The organism is Paenibacillus sp. JL3B1040, from assembly GCF_057063165.1.
The window spans coordinates 3,433,118-3,458,340 of the sequence record NZ_CM169317.1 but is presented as its reverse complement, the minus strand read 5'-3'; the positions used below and the strand labels follow the sequence as shown (position 1 = coordinate 3,458,340).

Sequence of the window (25,223 nt, the reverse complement as noted above, 5' to 3'; positions counted from 1 at the left end):
GACCTGGGATGAAATTAGGCGTATTTCTCGTATTGTTCGGAGGACTCCCGCTGGAGCAGGCACTGGATAAGGCAGCCGCGCAGGGACTGAAGGCGGTAGAGATCGGGACCGGAGGGTATCCCGGCAACGCGCATTGCAATCCGGATGTGCTGTTGGAGAATCCGGCGGCGCGGGCGGAATTCAAAAAGGCGGTGGAATCGCGCGGGCTCATGATCAGCGCGCTGAGCTGCCACGGCAACCCGTTGCATCCGCAAAAGGCGGTTGCCAAGCAGTTCCATGACGCCTTCGTCAAAACCGTCCAATTGGCCGAATTGCTGGAGGTTCCGGTCGTCAATACGTTCTCCGGCTGCCCGGGCGACCATGAGGACGCGAAATACCCAAACTGGCCGATAGCGCCATGGCCCAACGACTTTCAGGAAATCCTCGATTGGCAGTGGAGCAACAAGGTGATCCCGTATTGGACGGAAATGGGACGTTATGCGGCGGAGCATCACGTAAAGATCGGCCTGGAGCTGCACGGCGGATTCTCCGTGCATACCCCTGCCACGTTGCTTCGCCTGCGCGAAGCGGCCGGCGAGGCCATCGGAGCGAATCTCGACCCAAGCCATATGTGGTGGCAGGGAATTGACCCCGTGCAGGCGATTTCCGTCCTGGGCCGGGCCGGCGCGATTCATCATTTCCACGCCAAGGACACGACGATCGATTCGGTGAACGTGAACCGGTACGGATTAACGGATATGCAGCCTTACACGAACATGCAGGATCGGGCTTGGCAGTTCCGCACCGTCGGTTACGGCCACGATTTGAAAACCTGGGCGGATATCCTCAGCGCTCTGCGCCTGTACGGATACGATTACGCCGTCAGCATTGAGCATGAGGACGGCCTGATGTCCATCGACGAGGGATTTACGAAGGCGGTACGCAACCTTCAGCAAGTGCTTATCGAGGATTCCGCCGCCGAAATGTGGTGGGTATAAGTTACCATCAGCGTAATATACTATATTAGCGGCCGCCGCCTGGGCGGTCGTTTTTTTAAATGGCCCCGGTACCCCCTTACTTTCCAAAGACAAATGTGCTAATATGAAATATACTAACAAAATGTAAGTTTTAAGCCTTTAGGCGGGCAATGATAACGAGGTGAATTTTATGGATGAGCATTCTCATGCGATGTGTCCGCGGTTTGAATCGGCTTTTTCGTTTCTGGGCAAGCGCTGGAACGGATTGATCATCAATACGCTGATGAGCGGGCCGAAACGATTCAAGGATATTTCCAATCAGATTCCTTCCATGAGCGATAAAATGTTGTCGGAGCGGATGAAGGATTTGGAATGTGAAGGGATCTTAATCCGTCACGTTTATCCTGAGACGCCGGTTCGGATTGAATATGAATTGACCGAGAAAGGGCAGGCGCTTCGTCCGGTGATGGATGAAGTTCAAGCCTGGGCGACCGAGTGGATCAAGTGATCGGCATGCCGTTACCGGCGAGCGGGCGGCATGAATACAATAGAAAGTGGGTGTACTTGTGGCTGAGGTAATCGTTATCGGAGCAGGACCAGCGGGAGCCAGCGCGGCCCTTTTCTTGGCCAAAGCGGGCAAAGAAACGCTCGTTCTCGACAGCAACGCCAGCATGACCAAACGGGCATGGATCGAAAATCATTACGGCGCGAAGGAGATTTCCGGACCGGATCTGTTGAAGATCGGGCGGGAGCAGGCGGAGAAATTCGGCGCGAAATTCATTGAAGAAAAAGTGACGGGCGTAGATACCAACGGCGGATCGAAAGTGACCGTCAAGACCGAATCCGGCCGCAGTTACGAAGCGTCCCATATCGTATTGGCCACCGGCGCGTTAACCGATCTTGCAAACGCTATCGGCTTGGAGCTGAAGGAAGGCCGCGAACCGAGAATCAAAACGGTGATCGCTACGGACGGCGAAGGCCGTACGAGCGTTCCGCGCGTTTGGGCGGCGGGAACGGTAGCCGGAGTAAGCGTGCATACGATCATCACCGCCGGCGACGGCGCGAAGGTGGCGATCGAGCTGATCAGCGAGCTGAACGGCGAGCGCTACGTGGATCACGACGTACTTAAGTAATAAATATGAACATACGGAAGGCCTCCTGAAAGACAGGGGGCCCTTTTTATGCGGAAATCAGGTGTGCGGCGGCAAAGTGAGTGCAATCTCAGTTCGGCCGCCGACGGAATAATATTGAGAACTTGCGCCTTGTCCGGTATCCTTAAGATAAGGAATATTCTTTTGCCCGGTTTGGGACAATGTTATCAGAAAGGCGGGGCGGCAATGCGCAAAAGATGGCGATGGCTTGTTGGATGGATGGCTGGAGTAGCAATAGTCGTGTCGGCGTGCGCCCAAGGCCAAATCACCGATCAACCGGCGCCGGCGGAAACGCCGAGAACCGAGACGGAGCAGTCCCACGATATCACGCTGACGATTGACGGAGGCAACTTTATCCCCGATGTGACGCGCAGCCTGCATTACGATTATATGGATGGGCTAACGGCACGCCGTGCACTGGAAAGCAGCGGGATCGTCAGATTTACGGAGGATCGATCGGCGATTCAGTCGGTCGGGGAAGTATCGCTGGACTCCACGCTGGAATGGGGCACCCGGCTGAACGAGAAAGAGCTTGCTTCCGACAGTTGGGATCAAGAGCTGCGGGTCGGCGACAAGCTGCTTGTCTATGTCAAGACGATCGATAGCTATGAGGCGATCCCGCAGCAGGCGTCCTTGCTGTTGATTATCGATGGCGGAAACCAGAAAAAGTATTTCGTCAATAAATACGACGATAACACCACGGTCAGGGATCTTTTGAATCGCAGCGGCTTCGTTCAGTTCAATTCCAACAACAAATCCATCGTATCGGTTGGCGGTTATGCGCCTCAGGAGAATGAACAATGGATTCTGAAGGTGAACGGCAAGAAATTGCTGGATACCGGGCTGGAGATGAGATTGAAGCCGCAGGATAACGTGGAAGTGGTCTTGAAGCAGAAATAAATAAAGCAAATCTAACTGATGAAATCCGCTTTTCCGGTATAACCGGGATTGCGGATTTTTTCAATAGGTTCAGTAAAATAGTTATGACAAAAGTTTGTGTAAATTTTCACAATTAATGTGAATGCAATCACAAGTTGCCTTCAATTTAAAATATATACTTGAAGCATCACTTAAAAATTGAAATATCGTGAATACACAAGAGACCCAGGTACTTATTGGAGGAGGCGTTACGAACATGGGAACTGACAGAGAGAAACTTGTCGTGATCGGTAACGGAATGGCCGGCATTGGTACGGTCGAGCAAATTTTAAAATTAACTTCGAAATTCGATATCACGGTGTTCGGGAGCGAACCGCATCCGAATTATAACCGGATCATGCTGTCGTATGTATTGGAAGGCAGCAAAACGTTGGACGACATCGTGCTCAATGATTTGAACTGGTACAAGGATCAGGGGATCACGCTGCACATGGGGACCGCCGTGGCGCGGATCGACGCGGAAAGCAAGGAGGTCGTGACCGAGAACGGGCGACGCGTTCCTTACGATAAGGTGTTGATCGCGACCGGATCGACCTCGTTTATTTTGCCGATCCCGGGCAGCGATAAGGAAGGCGTCGTTGGCTTCCGCGACATCGCGGATTGCGAACAAATGCTGCAGGCGGCCAAAACTTGCAAGAAAGCGGCCGTTATCGGCGGCGGTCTGCTTGGTTTGGAAGCGGCCAAGGGACTTGTGCAGCTCGGCATGGACGTGACCGTCGTGCACTTGATGGAGGATCTCATGGAGCGTCAGCTCGATCACCAGGCGGCTGCGATGCTCAAGGCGGAGCTGGAGCGCCAGGGCATCAAATTCAAGATGGGCGCGCAAACGACGGAGCTGCTGGGCGGCCGCCGGGTCGCCGGGTTGCGCTTTGCCGACGGCACGGAGCTGGAAGCCGAATTCGTCGTGATGGCCGTAGGGATCAAACCGAACGTCGCCGTCGCCAAAGCCAGCGGACTCGAAGTCAACCGCGGGATCGTTGTCAACGATTATATGCAGACGTCGCTGGAAGGCGTGTATTCGGTCGGCGAATGCACCGAGCACCGCGGTATCTGCTACGGCTTGGTGGCACCGCTGTTCGAACAGGGGATGGTGCTGGCCAAACATATCAGCGGGGTGGAAACCGCCCCTTATGAAGGCTCGGTCGTATCGACCAAGCTGAAAATTTCCGGCGTGGACGTCTTCTCCACCGGCGAGTTTATCGACGGGCCGGAGCATACGGTGATCGCCAGCAAGGACGATTGGAAACGCACGTATAAGAAAATCCTGCTGAAGGACGGCAAGCTGGTAGGGGCAGTTCTATTTGGCGACGTCTCGGATTCGGCCGAGCTGCAGAAGCTGATTAAGCAGGGAGCGGTGATGACCGACGAGCTGTACGAGTCGCTGATGGGAGGCGGATGCTGCGGTGGCGGAAGCAAGAAGAAGGCATCGGTCGAAACGATGAGCGACGATGAAATCGTCTGCGGCTGCAACGGGGTCACCAAAGGCACGATCGTCGATTGCGTCGTGAACCAGGGCATGACGACGGTGGATGAGATCAAGGCGCGCACCGGGGCAACCCGTTCTTGCGGCGGCTGCAAACCGGTCGTCGAGCAAATCTTGCAATACGTGCTTGGCGACGGCTTCACGCAAACGGCAAAGCAGGGCATTTGCGGCTGTACTTCGCTGAGCCGCGACGAGATCGTAGCGGAGATTAAGGCAAAAGGCCTGCAGACGACCAAAGAAGTCATGAACGTGCTTGGATGGTCGCAACCGGAGGGCTGTTCGAAATGCCGGCCGGCCATCAACTACTACCTGGGCATGATTTATCCGGATACGCACGAGGACGAGAAAGCGTCGCGGTTCGTGAACGAGCGGATGAATGCCAACATTCAAAAGGATGGCACGTATACGGTGGTCCCGCGGATGTACGGCGGCGTAACGACGCCGGAAGATCTGAAGAAAATCGCGGATGTTTCCCTAAAATACGATGTCAAAGTGGTGAAGGTCACGGGCGGGCAGCGTCTCGACTTGATCGGCGTGAAGAAAGAAGATCTGCCTAAAGTTTGGGCGGAGCTGGATATGCCGTCGGGTTATGCTTACGCCAAATCGCTGCGTACCGTGAAAACATGCGTCGGTTCGCAATTCTGCCGCTTCGGCACCCAGGACTCGATGGGCATGGGCGCGCTGCTGGAGCGCAAATTCGAGCGGCTCGACTTCCCGGCGAAATTCAAGATGGCCGTTAACGGCTGCCCGCGCAACTGCGCCGAATCGTGCACCAAAGATATCGGCATCGTCGGCAACGATGGCGGCTGGGAAATCTTCATCGGCGGCAACGGTGGGATCAAGGCGCGGCTGGCGGATTCGCTTTGCAAGGTGAGAACCGATGAAGAGCTGATCGAGCTGTGCGGCGCAATCATGCAGTATTATCGCGAAACCGGCAACTACTTGGAGCGAACGTCGGAGTGGGTGGAACGGATGGGACTTGAGCACATCCGCTCGGTTGTGGTCGACGACATCGAGAATCGCAAAGCGCTGATGGAACGCATTGAAATTGCCCTGAAGCAAGTGACGGATCCATGGAAAAAAGTGCTGAACGACGATGAGCAGCGCGGCAAATTGTATCATTCGCTAGAAATGAGCAACCGGCTGTAACGTCAGTAGTCTTAAGCGAAAGGGGTTATGGAGCATGAAGATGGAGTTGTGTGGCGAAACGTTTTATCCTGTTGGCGCCCTGGAGGATTTCCTGCCGCAGATCGGGCGCGTCGTGGAGCTGGGCGATCGGCAGATCGCCGTGTTCCGTACGTCGGATGGCCGCGTGTTTGCGGCGCTCAACCAAAATCCGCATCCGAAGGGCGGTCCGTTGGCCGAGGGCATCGTGTCGGGCCATTATCTGTACGATCCGCTGTATGATTGGAAAATCGACCTGACTACGGGGCTGGTTCAAGCGCCGGACAACGGCAAGGTGCCGATGTTTCCGGTCAAGGTGGAGGATGGGCAGGTTTTCGTGGCCGCAGCCGAGCTGCAGCAAGCGTAGCGGCGTCCGAGTGAAGAGCGCGGTGATCGGAAGGTCGCCGCGTTTTTTTGTAGAGCATGGGCAAATTGAATTTAGGGGAGGAACGCGGATGTTTACGCCAAATGTGGAAGCGATCGTGGAAACGGCGGTCAAAAAAAAGGAAAAGATGAACGAAAGTCTGCCCAGATACTTTGTGTCGGCGATGCTGGCGGGCGCTTACGTCGGCTTGGGCATCATTTTGATCTTCAGCATCGGCGGGCCGCTGGCGGCGGTCAAATCGCCGTATCAGACCATGCTGATGGGAATGTCCTTCGGGCTTGCCCTGACGCTGGTCGTTTTCGCCGGCTCGGAGCTCTTTACCGGCAACAATATGTTTTTTACGGCAAGCACGCTGGCGAAGCGGACGACGATCGGCGATACGGCCAAGAACTGGACGATCGTTTTTCTCGGCAACCTGGCGGGCGCGCTGGTACTTTGCCTGCTGATCGTGGGCAGCGGTTTGTTCAAGACGGCCGCGCCGGAGCATTTGATCTTTGCCGCTTCGGCCAAAAAGATGGGCGCACCGGTAACGGAGCTGTTTTTCCGCGGCATTTTGTGCAACTGGCTCGTTTGCCTGGCATTGTGGATGGCAAACCGGACCAAGGAAGACATTGCCAAGCTGGTCCTGATCTGGTGGTGCCTTTATGCGTTCATCGCCAGCGGTTACGAGCACAGCGTGGCCAATATGACCTTGCTCAGCTTGTCGCTGCTCTTGCCGAATCATCCGGATACGGTTACGTTTGCCGGCTGGCTGCACAACATGGTGCCGGTCACGCTAGGGAATATGGTTGGCGGCATCGTGTTCGTCGGCATGGCCTACTGGTTTATCTCGCCTGTACGCAAGAAGGCGTAGAGCATTCAGTTGCACAACGTACTCCTCCTCCGAAGTTCGTCCGACAGTGACGAAGCTTGGAGGGGGAATTTGCTATGCGAGAAAAAGAACAAAGCAAAAAACCGCCCGACAAGGAAGGGACGGTTCGATTCGCCGGAATTAGCGCGGATTTGACTTGGCTTTTCGTTTAGATGCGGCAAATTTCGTTCGGGCACAGCTCACAGTGGCAAATATCCTGCAGCATCACGAGGTCTTTGATCACGATCATGCCGTTTTCGTATTCCAGGGCGTCCTTCTTGCGCAGGTCGCTCAGCATGCGATTGACGCTCTCGCGCGTTGCTCCGATCATGTTGGACAAGTCGGTATGAGTGATCTTCTTGTTGATCAGAATCGTGTCCCCGTGTTGTTCGCCGTACGTATTGCTGAGGCGAATCAACGTCGAACACAGCGCACCCGGTTTGCCGTACATCATCAAATCGCGGAATTTTGTCTGAGTCAAACGGTGGTGAATCCCCATCCACTTCATGAAATCGATGGCGAAATCGCAATGCTGGCAGATCATGATTTCCAGATCCTTCTGTTCGATGACGCCGATTTCGCAGTCTTCGATAACTTCGGCCGTGAAGCTGTGCTTCGAGCTGAAGAACGGATCGGCTTGACCGACCATGTCTCCGCGTCCATACATGTAAAGGATCAGTTCCTTGCCTTCATCCGTAGATTTGGTCAGTTTCACGCGGCCGCGCTTGATATAGAACAATTTATCGGAAAAGTCCCCTTCCCAGAACAAATGCGTCCCCTCGGGATAGGCTTTGTCTTTCATCGTAACGAGAAGGCGATTGAAGTTTTGCTCTGTAAAACAGCTCGTATTGCCGCGGGGCAGGGTGGCATTTACAATTTCACTCATCATCGATTTCCCCTTTGTACTCCAAATTTTTCTGAAAATTTTAAATTAATTATAACTCGGTTTTTCAGTTTTTTGGGGGCCGTAAAGCCCGAAAAAGTGTCGAAATTTCAACATTGTGAGAAAATTCACTTTGTCAGACGATAAAAATGAGCTATGGCATGCGTAGGATCAAGGACTTTTTAACCAAAAAAACAGGACAAGAATGTTCGCACAATGTAAAGTATATATGAAAATAAAATCATGGCAAGTGAAAACTTTCAATTTTCTTTAAAGTATGTGAAAAAATTCACTATGAAAAGTCAAAGCCCTGTGCTATGATCAAGACATAAAGAGAAGCGCACAAGCTTCATAAGGATTCGCTTGCAAGTGAAAACTTTCACTAATGCAAAACGATGATTACCCGCACCGCAGGCAAAATCCTTAACCCAAACTAGGAGGATGAGAGAGATGGCCGTTAAAAACGAAGTGGCTCCCAAAGCACAGCCGACTGCACAAGATTACATTCAAACCTTGATCGACAAGGCGAAGAAAGCTTCCGAAGCCTTCATGAGCATGGATCAGGAGCAAATCGACAACATCGTGCAAGCCATGGCTTTGGCCGGGCTCGACAAACACATGCATCTTGCGAAACTGGCGATTGAAGAAACGGGCCGCGGGGTGTACGAGGACAAAATCATCAAAAACATGTTTGCGACCGAGTACATCTGGCACAGCATCAAGTATGACAAAACGGTTGGCGTCATCGAGGACAACGACTTTGACAGCTTTCAGAAAATCGCCGAGCCGGTTGGGATCATTATGGGGATTACCCCGGTCACGAACCCAACGTCGACCACTATCTTCAAATCCTTGATCGCCATCAAAACTCGCAACCCGATCATTTTCGGTTTCCATCCGTCCGCTCAAGCCTGCAGCACGGAAGCCGCTAAAATATTGCTCGAGGCCGCCGTTAAACACGGGGCGCCGGCCGACTGCATCCAGTGGATCGAAAATCCTTCCATGGACCGCACGAACGCGCTGATGAATCACCCCGACGTCGCCTGCATCCTGGCTACCGGCGGTTCCGCGATGGTTAAGGCAGCGTATAGCTGCGGCAAACCGGCCCTCGGCGTAGGCCCCGGCAACGTGCCTTGCTTCATTGAGAAGAGCGCCGACCTGGATCAAGCGGTCAACGATCTGATCCTGTCCAAAACGTTTGACAACGGCATGATTTGCGCATCCGAACAAGCCGTCATTATCGAAGAGCCGATTTTCGACCAAGTGAAGAAAAAAATGATCGCCAACGGCTGTTATTTCGTGAACAAGGATGAAGCGGCCAAGCTGACCGCCGGAGCCATCATCGCCGACAAATGTGCGGTGAATCCTTCGATTGTAGGCCAATCGGCCGTGAAGATTGCGGAAATGTGCGGCATTGATGTGCCGGCCGGAACGAAAATCCTCGTTGCCGAAATCGAAGGCGTAGGTCCGAAATTCCCGTTGTCCGCCGAGAAATTGAGCCCTGTGCTCGCTTGCTATAAAGTGAAGAACGCCGAGCAAGGCATCGAACGTGCCCTGGAAGTCGTTAAGTTTGGGGGCATGGGCCACTCTTCGGTCATCCACTCGAACAATGAGGAAGTCATCCAAAAGTTTTCGGACCGGATGCCTACCTGCCGGATTTTGGTTAATCAGCCTTCGTCGCAAGGCGGTATCGGCGATATCTACAACACGAACCTGCCGTCGCTGACACTCGGCTGCGGATCGTACGGGCGCAACTCTACCTCTTCGAACGTAACGGCCGTCAATCTGATCAACGTGAAAAGGGTGAATCGTCGTACCGTGAATATGCAATGGTTTAAAGTGCCGAGCAAAATTTATTTCGAGAAAAATTCGACGCAATACTTGGCTAAAATGCCGGACATCTCCCGCGTGCTGATCGTTACCGACCCGATGATGGTGAAACTGGGGTATGTGGAAAGGGTGGAGCATTATCTCCGTCAACGCCAAACGCCGGTAGCGATCGAGGTGTTCTCGGACGTCGAGCCGGATCCATCGACAACGACGGTGGAACGCGGTACCGAATTGATGGCCAAATTCCAGCCGGACTGCATCATCGCCCTCGGCGGCGGATCGCCGATGGACGCGGCGAAAGGCATGTGGCTGTTCTATGAATATCCTGAGGAAGATTTCTTTAACCTGAAGCAAAAATTCATGGATATCCGCAAACGCCTTTACAAGTATCCAAGACTCGGCCAAAAAGCGAAATTCGTAGCTATTCCGACAACCTCGGGCACCGGCTCGGAGGTAACATCTTTTGCCGTAATCACGGACAAAATCAACGGCAATACGAAATATCCTTTGGCGGATTACGAATTGACTCCGGACGTGGCGATTATTGACCCGGTCTTCGTGTACAGCCTGCCGAAAACCGCGGTAGCCGATACGGGGATGGACGTCCTGACGCACGCCATTGAAGCTTACGTATCGGTCATGGCCAACGACTATACGGACGGCCTGGCGATCAAAGCGATCCAACTGGTATTCCAATACCTCGAGAAATCGGCATTGACCGGCGACAAGTTGGCCCGCGAAAAAATGCACAACGCTTCGACGATCGCGGGGATGGCGTTCTCCAACGCCTTCCTGGGCATCAACCACAGCTTGGCCCATAAATGGGGCGGCCAATACCATACGGCTCATGGACGCACGAACGCGATCCTGATGCCGCACGTGATCCGCTACAATGCGAAGAAACCGACGAAGTTCGCCGCATGGCCGAAATACACGAACTTCGTAGCCGACGAGCGTTACGCGGAAATCGCCCGCATTCTGGGCCTGCCGGCCCGCACGACGGAAGAAGGCGTGAAGAGCTTGATCAAAGCGATCCGCGACCTGAACAAGAAGTTGGGCATTCCGGAAACGTTCCAGGAGCTTGGTTTCGATGCGAAGGATTTCGAATCGCGTGTCGATTACTTGGCGGACCGTGCATTCGAAGATCAATGTACGACAGCGAATCCGAAGCTGCCGCTGGTCAGCGAACTGGCTGAAGTTTACCGCGACGCCTTCTACGGAAGATTTGAAGAATAAGTGAACAACCTGGTATGAAAACGTGACAAATATCACTTAATGTGATATTTGTCACAATCTTTTTAGGGCGGTTAAGCTATGATTACAATATAAATGATCCCTCATAAGAGTGATGATCGCATGGAATCCCGGTCCCGTGGCCGGGCACAATTATTGTCTAAGTTGTGAAAAATGTCACAAATTTAAGGGATCATGAGGCGCGGGATATATCCTTCAAACCGCGACCACTATATAAAATGGAGGGAATAAAGATGTCGGTGATCGAAAAAGAAGTGCAAGACGTGCAAAACGCATGGAGAGGCTTCAAACCGGGCAAATGGATGAACGAGGTGAACACCAAGGATTTCATCGATACGAACATCACGCCTTACCACGGTAACGAGTCTTTCTTGAAAGGCGCTACGGCCAACACGAAAGCTTTGTGGGAAATCGTATCGAGCTTGTCCAAGAAAGAAAGAGAAGCTGGCGGTGTATTGGATGTTGACGTAAACACGCCTTCGACCATTACTTCCCATGCTCCTGGCTACCTTGACAAAGACAAAGAACAAATCGTTGGTGTACAAGGCTCCGCGCCTTTCCAACGCACGATCCGTCCTAACGGCGGCATCCGGATGGTTATCACCGCTTGTAAGGCTTACGGCTTCGAGCTTCCGGAAGAAATCGTGGATCTGTATACCAATGTTCGCAAAACACATAACCAAGGCGTATTCGACGCCTATACCGCTGAAATGAGAAACGCCCGCCACACCGGGATTATCACCGGTTTGCCGGATGCCTACGGCCGTGGCCGCATCATCGGCGACTATCGCCGCGTGGCGCTGTACGGCGTAGACTTCCTGATCAATCAGAAGAAACAAGAGCTTAACGAGCTGGATGTTGACGTGATGAGCGAAGAAATCATTCGCCAACGCGAAGAACTGTCCGAGCAAATCCGCGCCTTGGGCGAGTTGAAACAACTTGGCCAAATGTACGGTTTCGACATTTCCAGACCGGCGAACAACGCGAAGGAAGCTTTCCAATGGTTGTACTTCGGTTATCTGGCAGCCGTTAAAGAACAAGACGGCGCCGCAATGTCCCTTGGCCGCGTATCCTCGTTCCTCGACGCTTACATCGAACGCGATCTGGCCGAAGGTACTTTGACGGAAGAAACCGCACAAGAGCTGGTTGACCACTTCGTTATGAAGCTGCGGATCGTGAAGTTCCTGAGAACTCCGGAATATAACGAATTGTACAGCGGCGACCCGACTTGGGTAACCGAGTCGATCGGCGGGATGTCCGTGCAAGGCGTGACCCGCGTAACGAAGAACAGCTTCCGCTTCCTGCATACGCTCTACAACTTGGGAGCCGCTCCGGAACCAAACCTGACGGTGCTCTGGTCGGACAAATTGCCGGATGCGTTCAAGAAATATTGCGCCAAAGTATCCATCGAGACCAGCTCGATTCAATACGAAAACGACGATCTGATGCGTCCGATCTACGGCGATGACTACGGGATCGCTTGCTGCGTATCCGCGATGAGAATCGGCAAGCAAATGCAATTCTTCGGCGCTCGCGCGAACCTGGCCAAATGCTTGCTCTACGCAATCAACGGCGGTAAAGACGAAAGATACGGCACGCAAGTCGGTCCGGAATATCCGGCGATCACTTCCGAATATCTGGATTACGACGAAGTGATGAAACGCTTCGTTCCGATGATGGAATGGCTGGCTAAATTGTATGTAAATACGCTGAATGTCATTCACTACATGCATGACAAATATGCTTACGAACGGATCGAAATGGCGCTTCACGATCGCGATATCCTGCGTACGATGGCTTGCGGTATCGCCGGTCTGTCGGTTGTGGCCGACTCGCTCAGCGCGATCAAATATGCGAAAGTTAAACCGATCCGCAACGAAAACGGCATCGCCGTCGACTTCGTTATCGAAGGCGAATTCCCTTGCTACGGCAACAACGACGACCGCGTTGACCAAATCGCCGTGAACCTGGTTGAAACGTTCATGGGCATGATTCGCAAGCACCAAACTTATCGGAATGCCTTGCCGACGCAATCGATCTTGACAATTACCTCGAACGTTGTTTATGGTAAGAAAACAGGTACAACGCCTGACGGGCGTAAAGCCGGCGAACCGTTCGCGCCGGGGGCGAACCCAATGCATGGTCGCGATAAGAAAGGTGCCTTGGCTTCCCTGAGTTCGGTAGCGAAACTGCCTTACGAGCACAGCTTGGACGGTATCTCGAACACCTTCTCGATCGTACCTAAGGCGCTGGGCAAAGACGAAGAAACCCGGGTCTCGAACCTGGCTTCGATGATGGGCGGCTACTTCGGCAGCCATGCGCATCACTTGAACGTCAACGTATTTGACCGGGAGACGCTGCTTGATGCGATGGAGCATCCGGAGCAATATCCGCAACTGACGATCCGCGTATCGGGTTATGCGGTGAACTTCATTAAGTTGACTCGCGAGCAACAGCTGGATGTCATCAATCGGACATTCCACGGCAAAATGTAAGAACCTGTCTGTAAACAGATAAGCAGCAACAATTGAAGCTGTACGAAAGAATGGGGAGTTGGGCCTGATCGCCTTTCTCCCCATTCCTATATCGGACGGCTTACCATGAAAGGGTGACGAAAGATGCTTAAAGGTCGCATACATTCATTAGAGACTTTCGGAACGGTAGACGGGCCGGGAATTCGTTTCGTACTCTTTATGCAGGGCTGCTTGCTGCAGTGCCAGTATTGCCATAACCCGGACACCTGGAGCCTGACGGAAGGCAAAGAAATGACCGTAGAAGAAGTGCTTGCCGAAATCGAACCGTATTTGAGCTATTACCGGTCGTCGGGCGGCGGGCTGACGGTATCCGGCGGCGAAGCGACGCTGCAGGCGCCGTTCGTCACCGAATTGTTCCGGGAAGCGAAGAAACGCTGGAACCTTCATACGACGCTGGACACGAACGGGTACAACGAAGGGGACAAGATCCGCGATCTGCTCGACGTTACCGATCTGGTGCTGCTCGATTTGAAGCATATCGACAACGAGAAGCATATCAAGTTGACCGGCAAACCGAACGACCGGATGTTGAAAATCGCCCGCTGGCTATCCGATCATGGCCGTAAAATGTGGATTCGACATGTGTACGTACCCGGCATTCACGGCGACGAGCGGGATTTGCTGGAGCTTGGACGATTTATCGGCAGCCTGCAAGGCGTTGAGAAGTTCGAAATCCTGCCGTATCATCAGATGGGCATATACAAATGGCAGGAGCTGGGGTGGGACTATCCGCTCGAAGGCGTTCCTTCTCCGACGGAGGAAGAGATCGAACGCGCTTACCGGCTTATTCGCGAAGGCGAGCAGCAGGTAGCGGCAAAATCTTAATCATTATGTGAATATATATAACATAATCATGTTAATATTCAACAACAAACGGTTAAACTTAACGCGCAAGCGTCAGGTTTAACCGTTTTCATTTTTCAATTTAGAGGATATTATCCCCATAATAGAAAAATGTCCTCCTTATCAAAGCGGAAGCCGCTTTCTATAATGAGGGTGTATCACAATACACCGTTTTTCGAGGAGGGTCTGGAAACATGAGGAAGAGTTTGGTGATGTTGCTGTCGCTCGTATTCCTCGCATCCGCGCTGCTTGCCGGCTGCGGCAATTCCGGCAACAACGCGCAGAACGCGCCTGCGAACGAAGGGCAAGGAACGTCGAACAATGGGGCCGGGACGGAGACGGAAACGAACAACGATCCGTTTGAAATCACGATCCGCCACACGCAAGTCGGGGAATCCAAGAAATTCCGCCTGGCGATGCTCGAGGATGTCGTCAAGCAGACGGAAGCCGCCGTACCGGGTTTAACGATCAAGCTGGACGCGGTCGACTCCGAAGTCAACCGCAAAGAAAAGCTGCGGGGCGAAATGGCCGCGGGGAAACCGCCGGAAATTTTCGACGTGTTCGGCAGCCCGGACGCCGCGTTGTATGCCACAGAAGGCCTGATGCTGGATTTAACGCCGATCATCGAAGAACTGGGCATTAAGGACAAATTTACGACGCTGGATCCGTTCACCCTTGACGGCAAAGTATACGGTCTGCCGATCGGCGGATCGATCGAAGGCTTCTTCTACAATAAAGAATATTTCGAGCAAAAAGGATTGACGGTGCCGAAAACGCTGGGCGAGCTGGAGCAAATCGCCGAGAAAATCAAGGCCGACGGCAAAATTCCGTTTGCCCAATCCTCCAAGGATGCCTGGATTCCGCTGATGACGACAAATAACCTGTGGTCGTATTATGCCGGACCGGAAATCACCTACGGCTTCAAAACGGGTGAAACGAAGTGGACCGACGAGAATATGGTCAAAGCGATCGCCAAACATCAGGAATGGGTGCAAAAAGGGTACTACAAAAAAGGCGAGCTCGGCTTCGAATACGCGGATATGAGAAACCAAATCATTACGGGCGAAGCGATCATGATGATGGACGGCTCGTGGGCCAACTCCGTCTTCCGCGATCCGGCTCAAGCCGGCGATAGGGTTGGCAAAATCGGCTACTTCAACATGCCGCCGCTGAACGAAGGCGACAAGGTCGTCGTGATGCAGGACGCCAACAACGGCTACGGCTTCTCCAGCGCGGTTGCCGATGATCCGCGGAAGCTTGCGGCCGTCAAAGAGTTCATCAAAAACATGTGGACGGATGAAATGCAGCTGCGCGGCTTGAAGGAAGACGGTGTGCTGCCGGCGATGAAAATGGATCTGGAGCAAATGAAAACCGCGTCCGACGACCCGCTGATGCAGGACATTTTCAAAGCGGTCAGCGAAATCGGCACGTCGTTCCCGGCGTTCGACGCGCTGGTGCAAGCGGAAGTCAACACGGCGCTTAGCATGGGCATCCAACAAATCATTGGCGGTGAAATCGAACCGGCGAAGATGCTGGAAAATGTGCAGGCGGCGCAAGATGCGGCGAATGCCGCAGCGGAGTAACCGTTTCGGCAAGAAATTCAGGCAAGGGCGTCACCCGCCGGAAGCGGACAGGGGACGCCCTTGCTTCCAACTACGGAGGTATTGGCATGAACAAAGCGCTCAGAAGCCCTCTGATCTATGGTTTGTTTGTTCTCCCGGCATTGATTTTGTTTCTCGCCTTTTTCATCTACCCGATCTTTACGGCCATCAACAACAGCTTTACTAGCTGGAACGGCATCTCCAAGCATATGACCTACATCGGACTGGATAACTACGCGATGGCGTTCGAGGATCCGGCCTTCTGGAAATCGGTGCGAAACAATGCCTATTTCATTTTGTTTTCCTGCCTGATTCAGGTGCCGTTGATCGTCTTTTTCTCCTTGCTCATCGCGAATGTCAAAAAGCTGAAAGGGTTGTACAAAACGGCCGTTTTTATGCCGTCTATCATGTCGACCGCGGTCATCGGCATTTTGTGGGGCTTCATTTATAACCCCGATTTCGGCTTGATGAACGAGATGCTCGGCGTGTTCGGCATTCCCCCGGTGTACTGGCTGTCCGACAAAAATTGGGCAATGATCTCCATTCTGATCACGAACGCCTGGCAGTGGACCGGTTTCTATATCGTCATGGTGTTGGCGGCGATTCTGGCAATTCCGCGAGAGCTGGATGAAGCGGCGGAAATTGACGGGGCAAACGGCATTCAGCGCGCCTTTCGAATCACCATCCCGCTGATCATGCCGATTATTTCCGTCGTGGTCATGCTGTCGGTGGCCGGCGCCATGAAAGCGGCCGATATCGTGCTGGTCATGACCAAAGGCGGGCCGGCCGGTTCGACGGACGTCATGGCGACGTACATGATCCGCTACGCGATTACCAGCTTCCGGCACGGCTTCGGCAATGCGATCGCGGTGCTCATCTTCGTGTTTACGATCATCATCACCGCGGTGTACCAACTGCTCATAGCCCGACGCGCAGAAAGGATTGAATACTGATGAGAGTGCTGAAAAAGGCGATCCCGCATATTTTCCTGATGGCTTATCTGCTCGTCATTTTGTATCCCTTCCTGTTCGTGCTGTTTTCATCGGTAAAAACCGATAACCAGGCGATTGCGTCCAACCCGTTCGGCCTGCCGTCGTCGATCATTTTCGACAACTATGTCAACGCTTGGGTTAACGCCAAAATCAGCACCTATTTTTTCAATAGCTTGTATATCGGCGTTTTGTCGGCATGCTTATCCATTTTGTTTGCGGCGATGCTGTCGTTTGCGGTGACGCGGATGCGGTATAACCGGCTTAGTGTGATCGTGTTCCAGTTGATCCTGCTGGGGATGCTGATCCCGAACAATTCCCTGCTGCTGCCGATCTACGGCATGATGCGCAACCTGAACGTACTCGACACGCATATGGCGCTCATTTTGCCTTACGTAGCCAACGCGATTCCGTTTTCGGTTATCATCTTGGCCGCGTTTATGCGCTCCATCCCCGGAGAAATCGAGGAGGCTGCCGTCATGGACGGGTTAAGCTCGGCCGGGATGTTCTTCAAAGTGATGCTCCCGCTGACGGTGCCGGCGATCGTGACCGTGTTCATCATCAATTTTCTCGGCAACTGGAACGAATTTTTGCTGGCGAACTATTTTCTGTCCAGTGAAGAATTACGAACGCTCCCGGTAGGCATGGTCGGCTTCCGCGACGCCTACAACACGAATTACGCGCAAATGTCGGCGGGCATCGTATTCAGCGTGCTGCCGGTCATGATCATTTACGCGGTGCTGCAAGAAAAAATTATTGAAGGCGTTACGGCCGGCAGCGTTAAAGGATAAACTGCAGCGTGGTAAAATGGGGTTACGTGGGCGAAATCAAGCCGAAATAGAACCAACGATCCAGTTTACCGATTGGGAGCTGCCGCCGATGAATTTGCGCATTAAACTGTTTACCGCCTTTTTGGGGCTGGTGATTATTCCTTTGTTTGTGCTGGGCATTATTACGTTTTTTGTCACGTTTAATTCGATCGAGAAGAAATACAGCCAACAGGCGGAATATTCGCTGAAGGCGATCGGCTACAGCATCAAGAACGTCTTCCAGGAGATGGACAACGTCACCGACAACGGCATTGCCAAAGGGGTATTTCAGGCTGCGTTATCGGCCAAGGATCCGGATACGCAGGATCTGACGGCCACGACCCAACTGGAGCTGAACGCCAATCAGCGAAATTTCCGATCGTTGCTGTACAGTCACCCGGCCATCGACTATGCGTTTTTGTACAACATTCACGGGGGCCGGAAATCCAATGTGATCGCCATTTTCAACAAGGAAAATTTCGAGACGCTGCCCTACGAGAAATTCACGGAGCATCCTTTATATAACGAAGTGATGGCCCTCAACGGCCAACCCAAATGGATCGCTCCGCACGAATATCCTGAATTGACCGGATCGGATACCGTGTTTACGCAAATCCGCCTGATCAAGGAACTCAGCAATCTGGAACGGGTTGGCGTGCTGGTGGTGCAGATCAAGAACTGGGAATTCGAGAAGATTTTTCAGAATCTGAAACTGGGCAGCGAAATGCGGGATACCCGCTTTATGCTGGTCAACGACAAAGGCCTGATCCTGTACGATTATCAGTCGGAGCTGGATGGACGGCAAATCGGAGCTTACCTGTCGAAGGAATGGGAGCTCGGCGACGGTTATCGAAGTTTTAAAGGCAAATTTAACGGCAAAGAGAGCGTTGTCTCCATCTATAAATTGCAGGATTACCCGTGGAGCCTCGTTTCGGTCACTTCCTGGAGCTATTTGTCGCAGGAGGTCACAACCTTCGCCAAATGGTTTGTCGCCATTATTTGCGTTTGTGTACTGACGGCGATGTTGTTCAACCTGCTTTTTATGAACCGGATTACCGGAACGATCGGCGTGATCGTGAGGTTCATGCGTAAGGTGGAGAGCGGCGACCTAAATGCGCGCGTGGACGAGAAAGGCGATGACGAACTGCTTCTGCTGCAAAAAGGTTTTAATAATCAGATGGATAAAATCAATGAGCTGTTCGAGCAGGTGAAGCGGGAGCAACTGCAGAAGGCCAACGCCGAGCTGCGCGTCCTTCAGGCGCAAATTAAACCGCATTTCCTGTTTAATACGCTGGAATCGATCAATGCGCTTGCCGTGCAGAACGAGGGACGCAAGGTAAGTGAAATGGTGCTCCGTCTGGCCAGTATTTTGCGGATTAGTATTCAGGATAAGGAAGAAATCAAGTTGAATCTGGAAGTTGAGCATTTGCGCAGCTACTTGGAAATTCAAAAATTCCGGTTCGACGAGCTGTTCGAATATGCGATCGAAATTCCGGAGGAGATGATGAATTGCCTGTTGTTGAAATTGACACTGCAGCCGCTCGTGGAGAACAGCATTCAGCACGGATTTGAAGGGATCGAATATAAAGGCAGGATCAAGGTCACGGGGAGAATGGAACAAGACCGCATCCTGCTGACGGTTGAAGACAACGGAATTGGGATGACGAGCGAGCAGTTGGCGAAGATCCAATACGCGGATATGGACGATCCGGCCTACCGTTCCTTGGCGCCGTATCCGAATCATGAACGCCGGGGGCTGGGTCTCCGCAGCGTATACGACCGGCTGAGGTTTCAGTACGGGAACCGGTACGGATTGTTTATTTGTTCGCAGCCCGGGTACGGGACGACGATTCAGTGCGTGATACCAAGATATGGGGCGGGTGATTCCGATGAGATTAAAAGCGTTGCTGGTTGACGATGAAATTCATATTCTCACGAACTTGTCCAAGGTATTGCCTTGGGAAGAAATGGGGTTCGAGATCGTCTTGTTGGCCAAGAACGGCAAGGAAGCGTTGGGGATGGCCTCCATGCATCGTCCCGACTTGATTTTAAGCGATATCCGAATGCCGGTGATGGACGGCATCCAATTGCTGCAGGAGCTCCGGGATCGGGAGATTCCTTGCGAAGTTTTGCTGCTGACCGGGTATCAGGAATTCGAGTATGCACGAACCGCGATTCGCTATGGAGTAAAGGATTACATCTGCAAGCCGATCAATTATTTCGAGCTGGAGGAGACCGTCCGAGGCGTCGCCAAGCAGATACGCGAGAAGCGCAAAAACCTGAACAAGGAGCAGCGGCTGAATCGGGCAGTCGATCTGGCTAACGAAAACTTCTTGATGCATTCCTTGCTCGGCCAGGAGACGGAAGGGGAAGGGCTGTTATGGGATGACGAGGAGGGCGGGAGAGAGTGTCGCCGTTACACCATGCTTCTGTTGGATTTGGAAGGGTATTCGCATCGCTCGATCGTCTGGACGCTCCATGAGCGAAAAGCCTGGAATTTGCACATCAAGCAGGCCTTGAAAGATATATTTGGCGAGGTTGTGCCGAGGCTGGCCGTATTGCAGATCCGCGAGGGGGAATGGTGTATGGTGTTTCCTTCTCCTTCGGCCGATCGGCCGATCGAGGAGGAGGCGCTGGTCCCGGGATACGAACGCATCCGGCAGTTGATCCGCGTCAAGGAGGATTTGCCGGTCCGGATGTGCTTGGCTGCTCAACCACGCCGTTTGCAGGAATTGTCGGATTTGTATCATCATTTGCAGCATCGGATGATTCTGGGCTCGTCGCAGGAAGGGTTACTGAAGGCCGATGCATTGATGGCGGACGATTCCCGTTCGGAAACGGACGCCATGGAGATGCAATGGGGCTGGATCGAACAGTTGGGAACCGGATTGCGCAACGGAAGCCAGGAGGTCCTGGAACGCATCGCCGAGGAATTGAAGTCGTACATCGGCCGCCTGGATGAACAGCGGGTCGGCGCGGCGGAGAAGCTGATGCATTATTTGCTCATCCATCTGCTGCGCGAAATGCGCGAGCTGCAAATGCTGCCGCGAGAACAGGAAGAAGCGTTATGGCAGCGGCTGCGGGAGCCGCTGAGCTTGAAAGAGCTGCTGTCGCTGGTCGTCTCGCTGATCGTGCAGTCGCGCAGTTGTCTGTCGGCCAAGAAATCCACGGAGCTGCTGATGATGTCCGCGCAAAATTATATCCAAAACCATCTCGGCCACGATTTCGGGATCGAAGAAATCGCCGATTATCTTGGCATCAGCAGCAGTTATTTCTGTTTGCTCTTCAAGAACCATTTTGGCGAAACGTTCGTGGAGTATTTGACCAAACAGCGAATGGAGATGGCCAAATGCTTGCTGCGCAGCAGCGAGCGTTCGATCGCGCAGATCGGGACCGCGATCGGTTACCAAGAGCGGCGTTATTTCACCAAGGTCTTTCAGAAATATACCGGCATGACGCCGTCGGATTTCCGGCAGAAGGAATCCAACGTATCTTAGAACGGATTAATTTACGATGAGGAGGACGGCTAGTGGATTGGACGGCATGGACGTTGGAGGAGAAGATCGGGCAGCTGTTTATTTGCGGATTTCATAGCTTGGTGCCGGACGAACAGATTCGATCGCTGGTGCAGCATGAACATGTAGGCGGCGTAGTATATTTCCGGCGAAATATCGCCTCGGTAGAGCAGCTCGCCGACCTGTCGCGGAGCCTGCAGGCGATGCCTCGCCGGAAGCCGGAGCTTCCGCTGTTCGTTGCGATCGACCAAGAGGGCGGCATGGTGGCCCGGCTGGACCATGAAGGAATGAGCCGCATCCCCGGCAATATGGCGCTCGGGGCGGCCGATGATCCTGCGTTGACGGAAGAAGTGGCTCGGCTTGCGGCGAAGGAGATGCAGCAACTGGGCATCAACTTTAACTTTGCGCCGTGCGTCGACGTCAACAACAATCCGGCGAATCCCGTGATCGGCGTGCGCTCGTTCGGGGAACGCCCGGAGCGGGTTGCCGTACACGGGGCTGCGGCAGTGCGGGGAACCCAGGCGCAGGGCGTGATCGCAACGGCCAAGCATTTTCCGGGCCACGGCGATACGGCGGTGGACTCCCATCGCGGCTTGGCCAGCGTCCCGCACGGGAAGGAACGGCTGCATCAGGTCGAGCTGGCGCCATTTCGAGAAGCGATCGCGGCAGGCGTCGACGCGATTATGACGGCGCATGTGATCTTTCCGGCGTTCGAGCCAGAGGAGATCCCGGCGACGTTGTCGCGCCGGGTGCTGACCGGCTTGCTCCGCGAAGAGCTGGGCTTCGGCGGGCTGATCGTCACCGATTGCCTGGAAATGCAGGCCATCGCGGGGCATTACGGCATCGCCGAAGGGGCGGTGCGGGCCATTGAAGCCGGCGCGGATCTGGTGCTCGTGAGCCATACGCTGGAGGAGCAGCGCGCGGCGATCGAGCGGGTGGTCAAAGCGGTGCGGAGCGGACGGATCAGCGAAGCGCGAATCGACCGCTCGCTGGAACGGATTCTGGCGCTGAAGGCGAAGCGGATCGGCAATACGGCGCAGGCGTTGTCCGTTGCAACGGCGACGGCAGGGCCGCTGACGCCGGAGGCGGTGAGCGGCGAGATGCTGCGGCGAGCGGCGGAGCGCAGCGTCACGCTCGTGAAGGGCGCGGGCAGCCTGCCGATCGAGACCGATCGGCCGGTGCTGGTCGTCTGGCCGGAGCTGCGGCACCGCACCGAGGTCGATGAGCCGGCGGTGCAGCCCTATACGCTGGCGGATGCTCTGCGGCCGCTTCACGGCCAGGTAGCCGCAGCGGTGATTGGGACGGAGCCAAGCGACGAGGAGATCGCTGCCGTGCTGGAGCGATGCGGATCGGTCGGCCAGATCGTTGTGGCGACCTATACCGCAGAGGGGGCGATCCCCGAAGGACAGCGAACGCTGGTACAGCGCATCCAGCAGCTACCGGGTAAACGGATGATCGTCGTTTCTACCCGCAATCCTTATGATTTGAACGCGTTTCCGGAGATCGAGGCCTATCTTTGCTTGTATGAGAACCGGCCCTACTCTTTGGATGCGGCGGCTAGGGTTCTGCTCGGCGTGAGACAGCCGCAGGGAGTTTTGCCTGTCCGCATGACTCAAGCGTAAAAATTTTTTTGCAACAACGCCCGGGAGCGATTTCCGGGCGTTTTTTCGCGGGATTTGTCAAAATATAAAGAAAAACGCAACATCGAACGAATGCTTTTGCCAATTTATTGTCGTTCGTGTCAGCAACTTTTCGTTTTTACTTGCGTTTAATACATTGTGAGATAAAGGGAGTAATACAAAATGGGAGAGTAAGGGAGTTTAGGCATGAATGTAAAGAGATTGTTGATCACCACAATGTTGGTGGTATCGCAAGTTGCCATGGTGCTTCCGGCCAGCGCGGAGGAAGCGGGGCAAGGAAACGGCACGGATCCGTCAACCGTGACGCAGCAGCTCGCAGACAACGGGACATTGGTTAATCCGACCGATGAGGTTCCGCCGGGCGACACGCCTACGGACCAGGGAACAAACGACGGAACGACGGGGGGAACGATTCCGGGAGAGGACCAGGGGGAAACGGACAGCGACGATGGTTCGGTTCCGCCGCCGACCAGTCCGGTTACACCGTCGATCGATCAAGCACAACCCCAGGGCAACTCGGGTCAATTGATTTTGATGGTGAACAGCAAGAAGATGTACCAAAACGGAAAGGAATACCTTGCCGGTTATCCGATGGAAGTGAAGGACGGCGTATCTTACGTATCGATCCGGGCGATCGTCGAGCGGGCGGGATTCCAATTATCTTATGACAACAAGACTAAAGAAACGATCATTAAACGGGGCAGCGACGAGCTTCGGTTCAAAATGAATACGACGTATTACAAAGTGAACGGCGTGACGCAAACGATGCGGGGGAAATCCTACTCGGTGCAAAACAACTTCATGGTACCGCTGACCGCGATCACGAAGGCCTTGAATATTTCTTATTCGTATGATTCGGCAGGCAAACGAGTCATCGTCAATTTAAACACCCTGCCTACAGCTTCTTTTACGATCGGCAACAAGGAAGTGATCGCCGGCGAAACTCAAGTGCAGTATGTGACCAGTTCATCTTCGCCGATCGGACTGCCCATCGTGAACGAGGAATGGACCGGGCGAGAGGATATGTTCATGACGCCGGGGGATTACATCGTTACATACCGGGTTCAGGACTCCAGCGGTCAATGGAGTGATCCGTATTCGCTGACGATTCATGTCAGCAAGCCGCATACGCCGCCGGTGGCGAATTTTACCACGGACAAAGACACTTACAAAATGGGTGAAATGATCACTTACACCGACCTCAGTACGGATGAAGTGGGCATCACCGAACGCATTTGGGAAAATAAACAACTGGCGTTCTTTACGCCGGGGCAAATGACAATCCGTTTGAAGGTCGTCAATCAATTCGGCTTGTTCTCGACCATGGAGAAGACGATTACGATTACGAACGAAACGCTTTATACGCAGGACGAATTTAATAAACTGTTCATGCCGGTCGGCGAGAAATATACGTTCGACGGCACGCAGGTACCGAGCTGGGAACGGATCAAATACGATTTCACTTCCGAGGCGGTAACGTTGATCCGGAGCAACAGCCCGGAGACAGTCTATTCCAAAGGGATTCTGTATAAGGAATCGGCCATCGGAAATACGCGCTTCATGGTTCACCACGCCAATGTGACCGGGAAACCGGTGAAAATGTACGTTATCGCCACGAACAATAACGGTGAAACGGCGCGTTTGACGCAAAGCAGCCTGGGCTTCGGCGGCCCAAGCCCTTATGCAACGGCAACGGGGAAAGTATCGGTACAGCGCTATTACGAGTCGATGCAAACCGGCAGCAAATACAAGGAGTTGTGGCTTGCTCCGGGAGAAAGCAAAGTCATCCTGGATGAGCTAAGCGCCACAGTGATGAAGCAAGGCGACGTCATTTCGCTGTTTGCCGATTTGTATAGCGACCGTACGCTCCATTATACGGTGATTATGGTCGATCAGGAGCAAGATCCATTCAAGACCTTGCCTTACCTGAGCGCGCTCGAACCTGACATTCATAATCGCGGCACTTACATGGAAGCCAACCGCAACATCGAGGTGACCAACCTGATCGGCACTACGCCGTCCCGGCTGTTGATCGGCGATAACTCCAGCGACCCGTTCCTGGTAGGAGCCGACGGCATTAAAGGCGATTATCGGCTGAACGCCGGGAACTTCGGCGTTCTGTACCGGATCAAGCTATATCGTGTCGCGCCGAATACATTGATCACGTTTAATCCGCGCGGCGGGAATTATTCGGGAGCGGTCATGGTCAACGGCGATATCGTAGGATTGCCGACGGTCGGAGGACTCGGAGCGCCTAACGAAAATGCCGTGCTGTTCCGCACCGGCGAACGCGAGCAAACCGTGGATCTTGTATTCACGGCCGCTCCGGGCAGCAACCTGTCCGTAAACCTGCTGTTCCAGCAGATGCCGGAGAAGAAAAGCGAATAAGAGCAAATG

At 53.6% G+C, this 25,223-nt stretch carries 18 protein-coding genes; 17 read left to right on the top strand and 1 reads right to left on the bottom strand.

The features are described from left to right. The first annotated feature begins 8 nt into the window (after positions 1-8). The 7 genes from ACZF99_RS15670 to ACZF99_RS15640 all read left to right on the top strand — a co-directional run bounded on the left by ACZF99_RS15670 (position 9) and on the right by ACZF99_RS15640 (position 6,931). Positions 9-977, top strand: a complete 969-nt coding sequence (locus tag ACZF99_RS15670; protein WP_483606021.1) for a sugar phosphate isomerase/epimerase family protein — start codon at positions 9-11, stop codon at positions 975-977. 169 nt (positions 978-1,146) lie between these two features. Continuing rightward, a complete protein-coding gene (locus ACZF99_RS15665) occupies positions 1,147-1,464 on the top strand; it encodes a winged helix-turn-helix transcriptional regulator (protein WP_483606020.1) in 318 nt (105 codons plus the stop codon). 58 nt (positions 1,465-1,522) lie between these two features. Next, complete coding sequence (locus tag ACZF99_RS15660) at positions 1,523-2,089, top strand: FAD-dependent oxidoreductase (protein WP_483606019.1); 567 nt, start codon at positions 1,523-1,525, stop codon at positions 2,087-2,089. A gap of 237 nt (positions 2,090-2,326) precedes the next feature. Continuing rightward, complete coding sequence (locus ACZF99_RS15655; protein WP_483606018.1) at positions 2,327-3,007, top strand: hypothetical protein; 681 nt, start codon at positions 2,327-2,329, stop codon at positions 3,005-3,007. A gap of 235 nt (positions 3,008-3,242) precedes the next feature. Further along, positions 3,243-5,678 carry a nitrite reductase large subunit NirB gene (nirB, locus tag ACZF99_RS15650; RefSeq protein ID WP_483606017.1) on the top strand — a complete coding sequence of 812 codons (2,436 nt, stop codon included), beginning with the start codon at positions 3,243-3,245 and terminating at the stop codon, positions 5,676-5,678. A 34-nt stretch (positions 5,679-5,712) separates the two neighbouring features. Next, positions 5,713-6,060 carry a nitrite reductase small subunit NirD gene (gene nirD / locus ACZF99_RS15645; RefSeq protein WP_483606016.1) on the top strand — a complete coding sequence of 116 codons (348 nt, stop codon included), beginning with the start codon at positions 5,713-5,715 and terminating at the stop codon, positions 6,058-6,060. Between the two features lie 88 nt (positions 6,061-6,148). After that, a complete protein-coding gene (locus ACZF99_RS15640; RefSeq protein WP_483606015.1) occupies positions 6,149-6,931 on the top strand; it encodes a formate/nitrite transporter family protein in 783 nt (260 codons plus the stop codon). Positions 6,932-7,097: 166 nt separating this feature from the next. On the opposite strand, the gene ACZF99_RS15635 is transcribed toward ACZF99_RS15640, so the two are convergent. Then, positions 7,098-7,814: a Crp/Fnr family transcriptional regulator gene (locus ACZF99_RS15635; protein WP_059043666.1), complete on the bottom strand. Its 717-nt coding sequence runs from the start codon at positions 7,812-7,814 to the stop codon at positions 7,098-7,100. Positions 7,815-8,261: 447 nt separating this feature from the next. On the opposite strand from ACZF99_RS15635, the gene adhE reads away from it, so the two are divergent. The 10 genes from adhE (at position 8,262) to ACZF99_RS15585 (ending at position 25,214) form a co-directional block, all read left to right on the top strand. Further along, positions 8,262-10,877, top strand: a complete 2,616-nt coding sequence (gene adhE / locus ACZF99_RS15630) for a bifunctional acetaldehyde-CoA/alcohol dehydrogenase (RefSeq protein WP_483606014.1) — start codon at positions 8,262-8,264, stop codon at positions 10,875-10,877. Positions 10,878-11,128: 251 nt separating this feature from the next. Next, positions 11,129-13,390, top strand: coding sequence for a formate C-acetyltransferase (gene pflB, locus ACZF99_RS15625; protein WP_483606013.1), 2,262 nt, complete (start codon positions 11,129-11,131; stop codon positions 13,388-13,390). A gap of 123 nt (positions 13,391-13,513) precedes the next feature. After that, entirely contained in the window at positions 13,514-14,254 is a 741-nt protein-coding gene (pflA, locus tag ACZF99_RS15620) for a pyruvate formate-lyase-activating protein (protein ID WP_483606012.1), read from the top strand. A 212-nt stretch (positions 14,255-14,466) separates the two neighbouring features. Next, on the top strand, positions 14,467-15,855 hold the full coding sequence (locus ACZF99_RS15615) for an ABC transporter substrate-binding protein (protein ID WP_483606011.1): 1,389 nt from the start codon (positions 14,467-14,469) through the stop codon (positions 15,853-15,855). 86 nt (positions 15,856-15,941) lie between these two features. Beyond that, on the top strand, positions 15,942-16,826 hold the full coding sequence (locus ACZF99_RS15610; protein WP_483606010.1) for a carbohydrate ABC transporter permease: 885 nt from the start codon (positions 15,942-15,944) through the stop codon (positions 16,824-16,826). After that, complete coding sequence (locus tag ACZF99_RS15605; protein WP_483606009.1) at positions 16,826-17,653, top strand: carbohydrate ABC transporter permease; 828 nt, start codon at positions 16,826-16,828, stop codon at positions 17,651-17,653. The genes ACZF99_RS15610 and ACZF99_RS15605 overlap by 1 nt, the downstream gene beginning before the upstream one ends. A gap of 88 nt (positions 17,654-17,741) precedes the next feature. Beyond that, positions 17,742-19,586 (top strand): cache domain-containing sensor histidine kinase, encoded by a 1,845-nt coding sequence (locus ACZF99_RS15600; protein WP_483606008.1) that lies wholly within the window; start codon positions 17,742-17,744, stop codon positions 19,584-19,586. Beyond that, the gene (locus ACZF99_RS15595; RefSeq protein ID WP_483606007.1) at positions 19,561-21,168 is read left to right on the top strand and encodes a response regulator; all 1,608 of its coding nucleotides are present in this window, start codon (positions 19,561-19,563) and stop codon (positions 21,166-21,168) included. Before ACZF99_RS15600 ends, ACZF99_RS15595 begins: the two co-directional genes overlap by 26 nt. Positions 21,169-21,200: 32 nt before the next feature. Continuing rightward, the gene (nagZ, locus tag ACZF99_RS15590; protein ID WP_483606006.1) at positions 21,201-22,808 is read left to right on the top strand and encodes a beta-N-acetylhexosaminidase; all 1,608 of its coding nucleotides are present in this window, start codon (positions 21,201-21,203) and stop codon (positions 22,806-22,808) included. A 204-nt stretch (positions 22,809-23,012) separates the two neighbouring features. Next, positions 23,013-25,214 (top strand): copper amine oxidase N-terminal domain-containing protein, encoded by a 2,202-nt coding sequence (locus ACZF99_RS15585; RefSeq protein ID WP_483606005.1) that lies wholly within the window; start codon positions 23,013-23,015, stop codon positions 25,212-25,214. Positions 25,215-25,223: the final 9 nt, after the last annotated feature.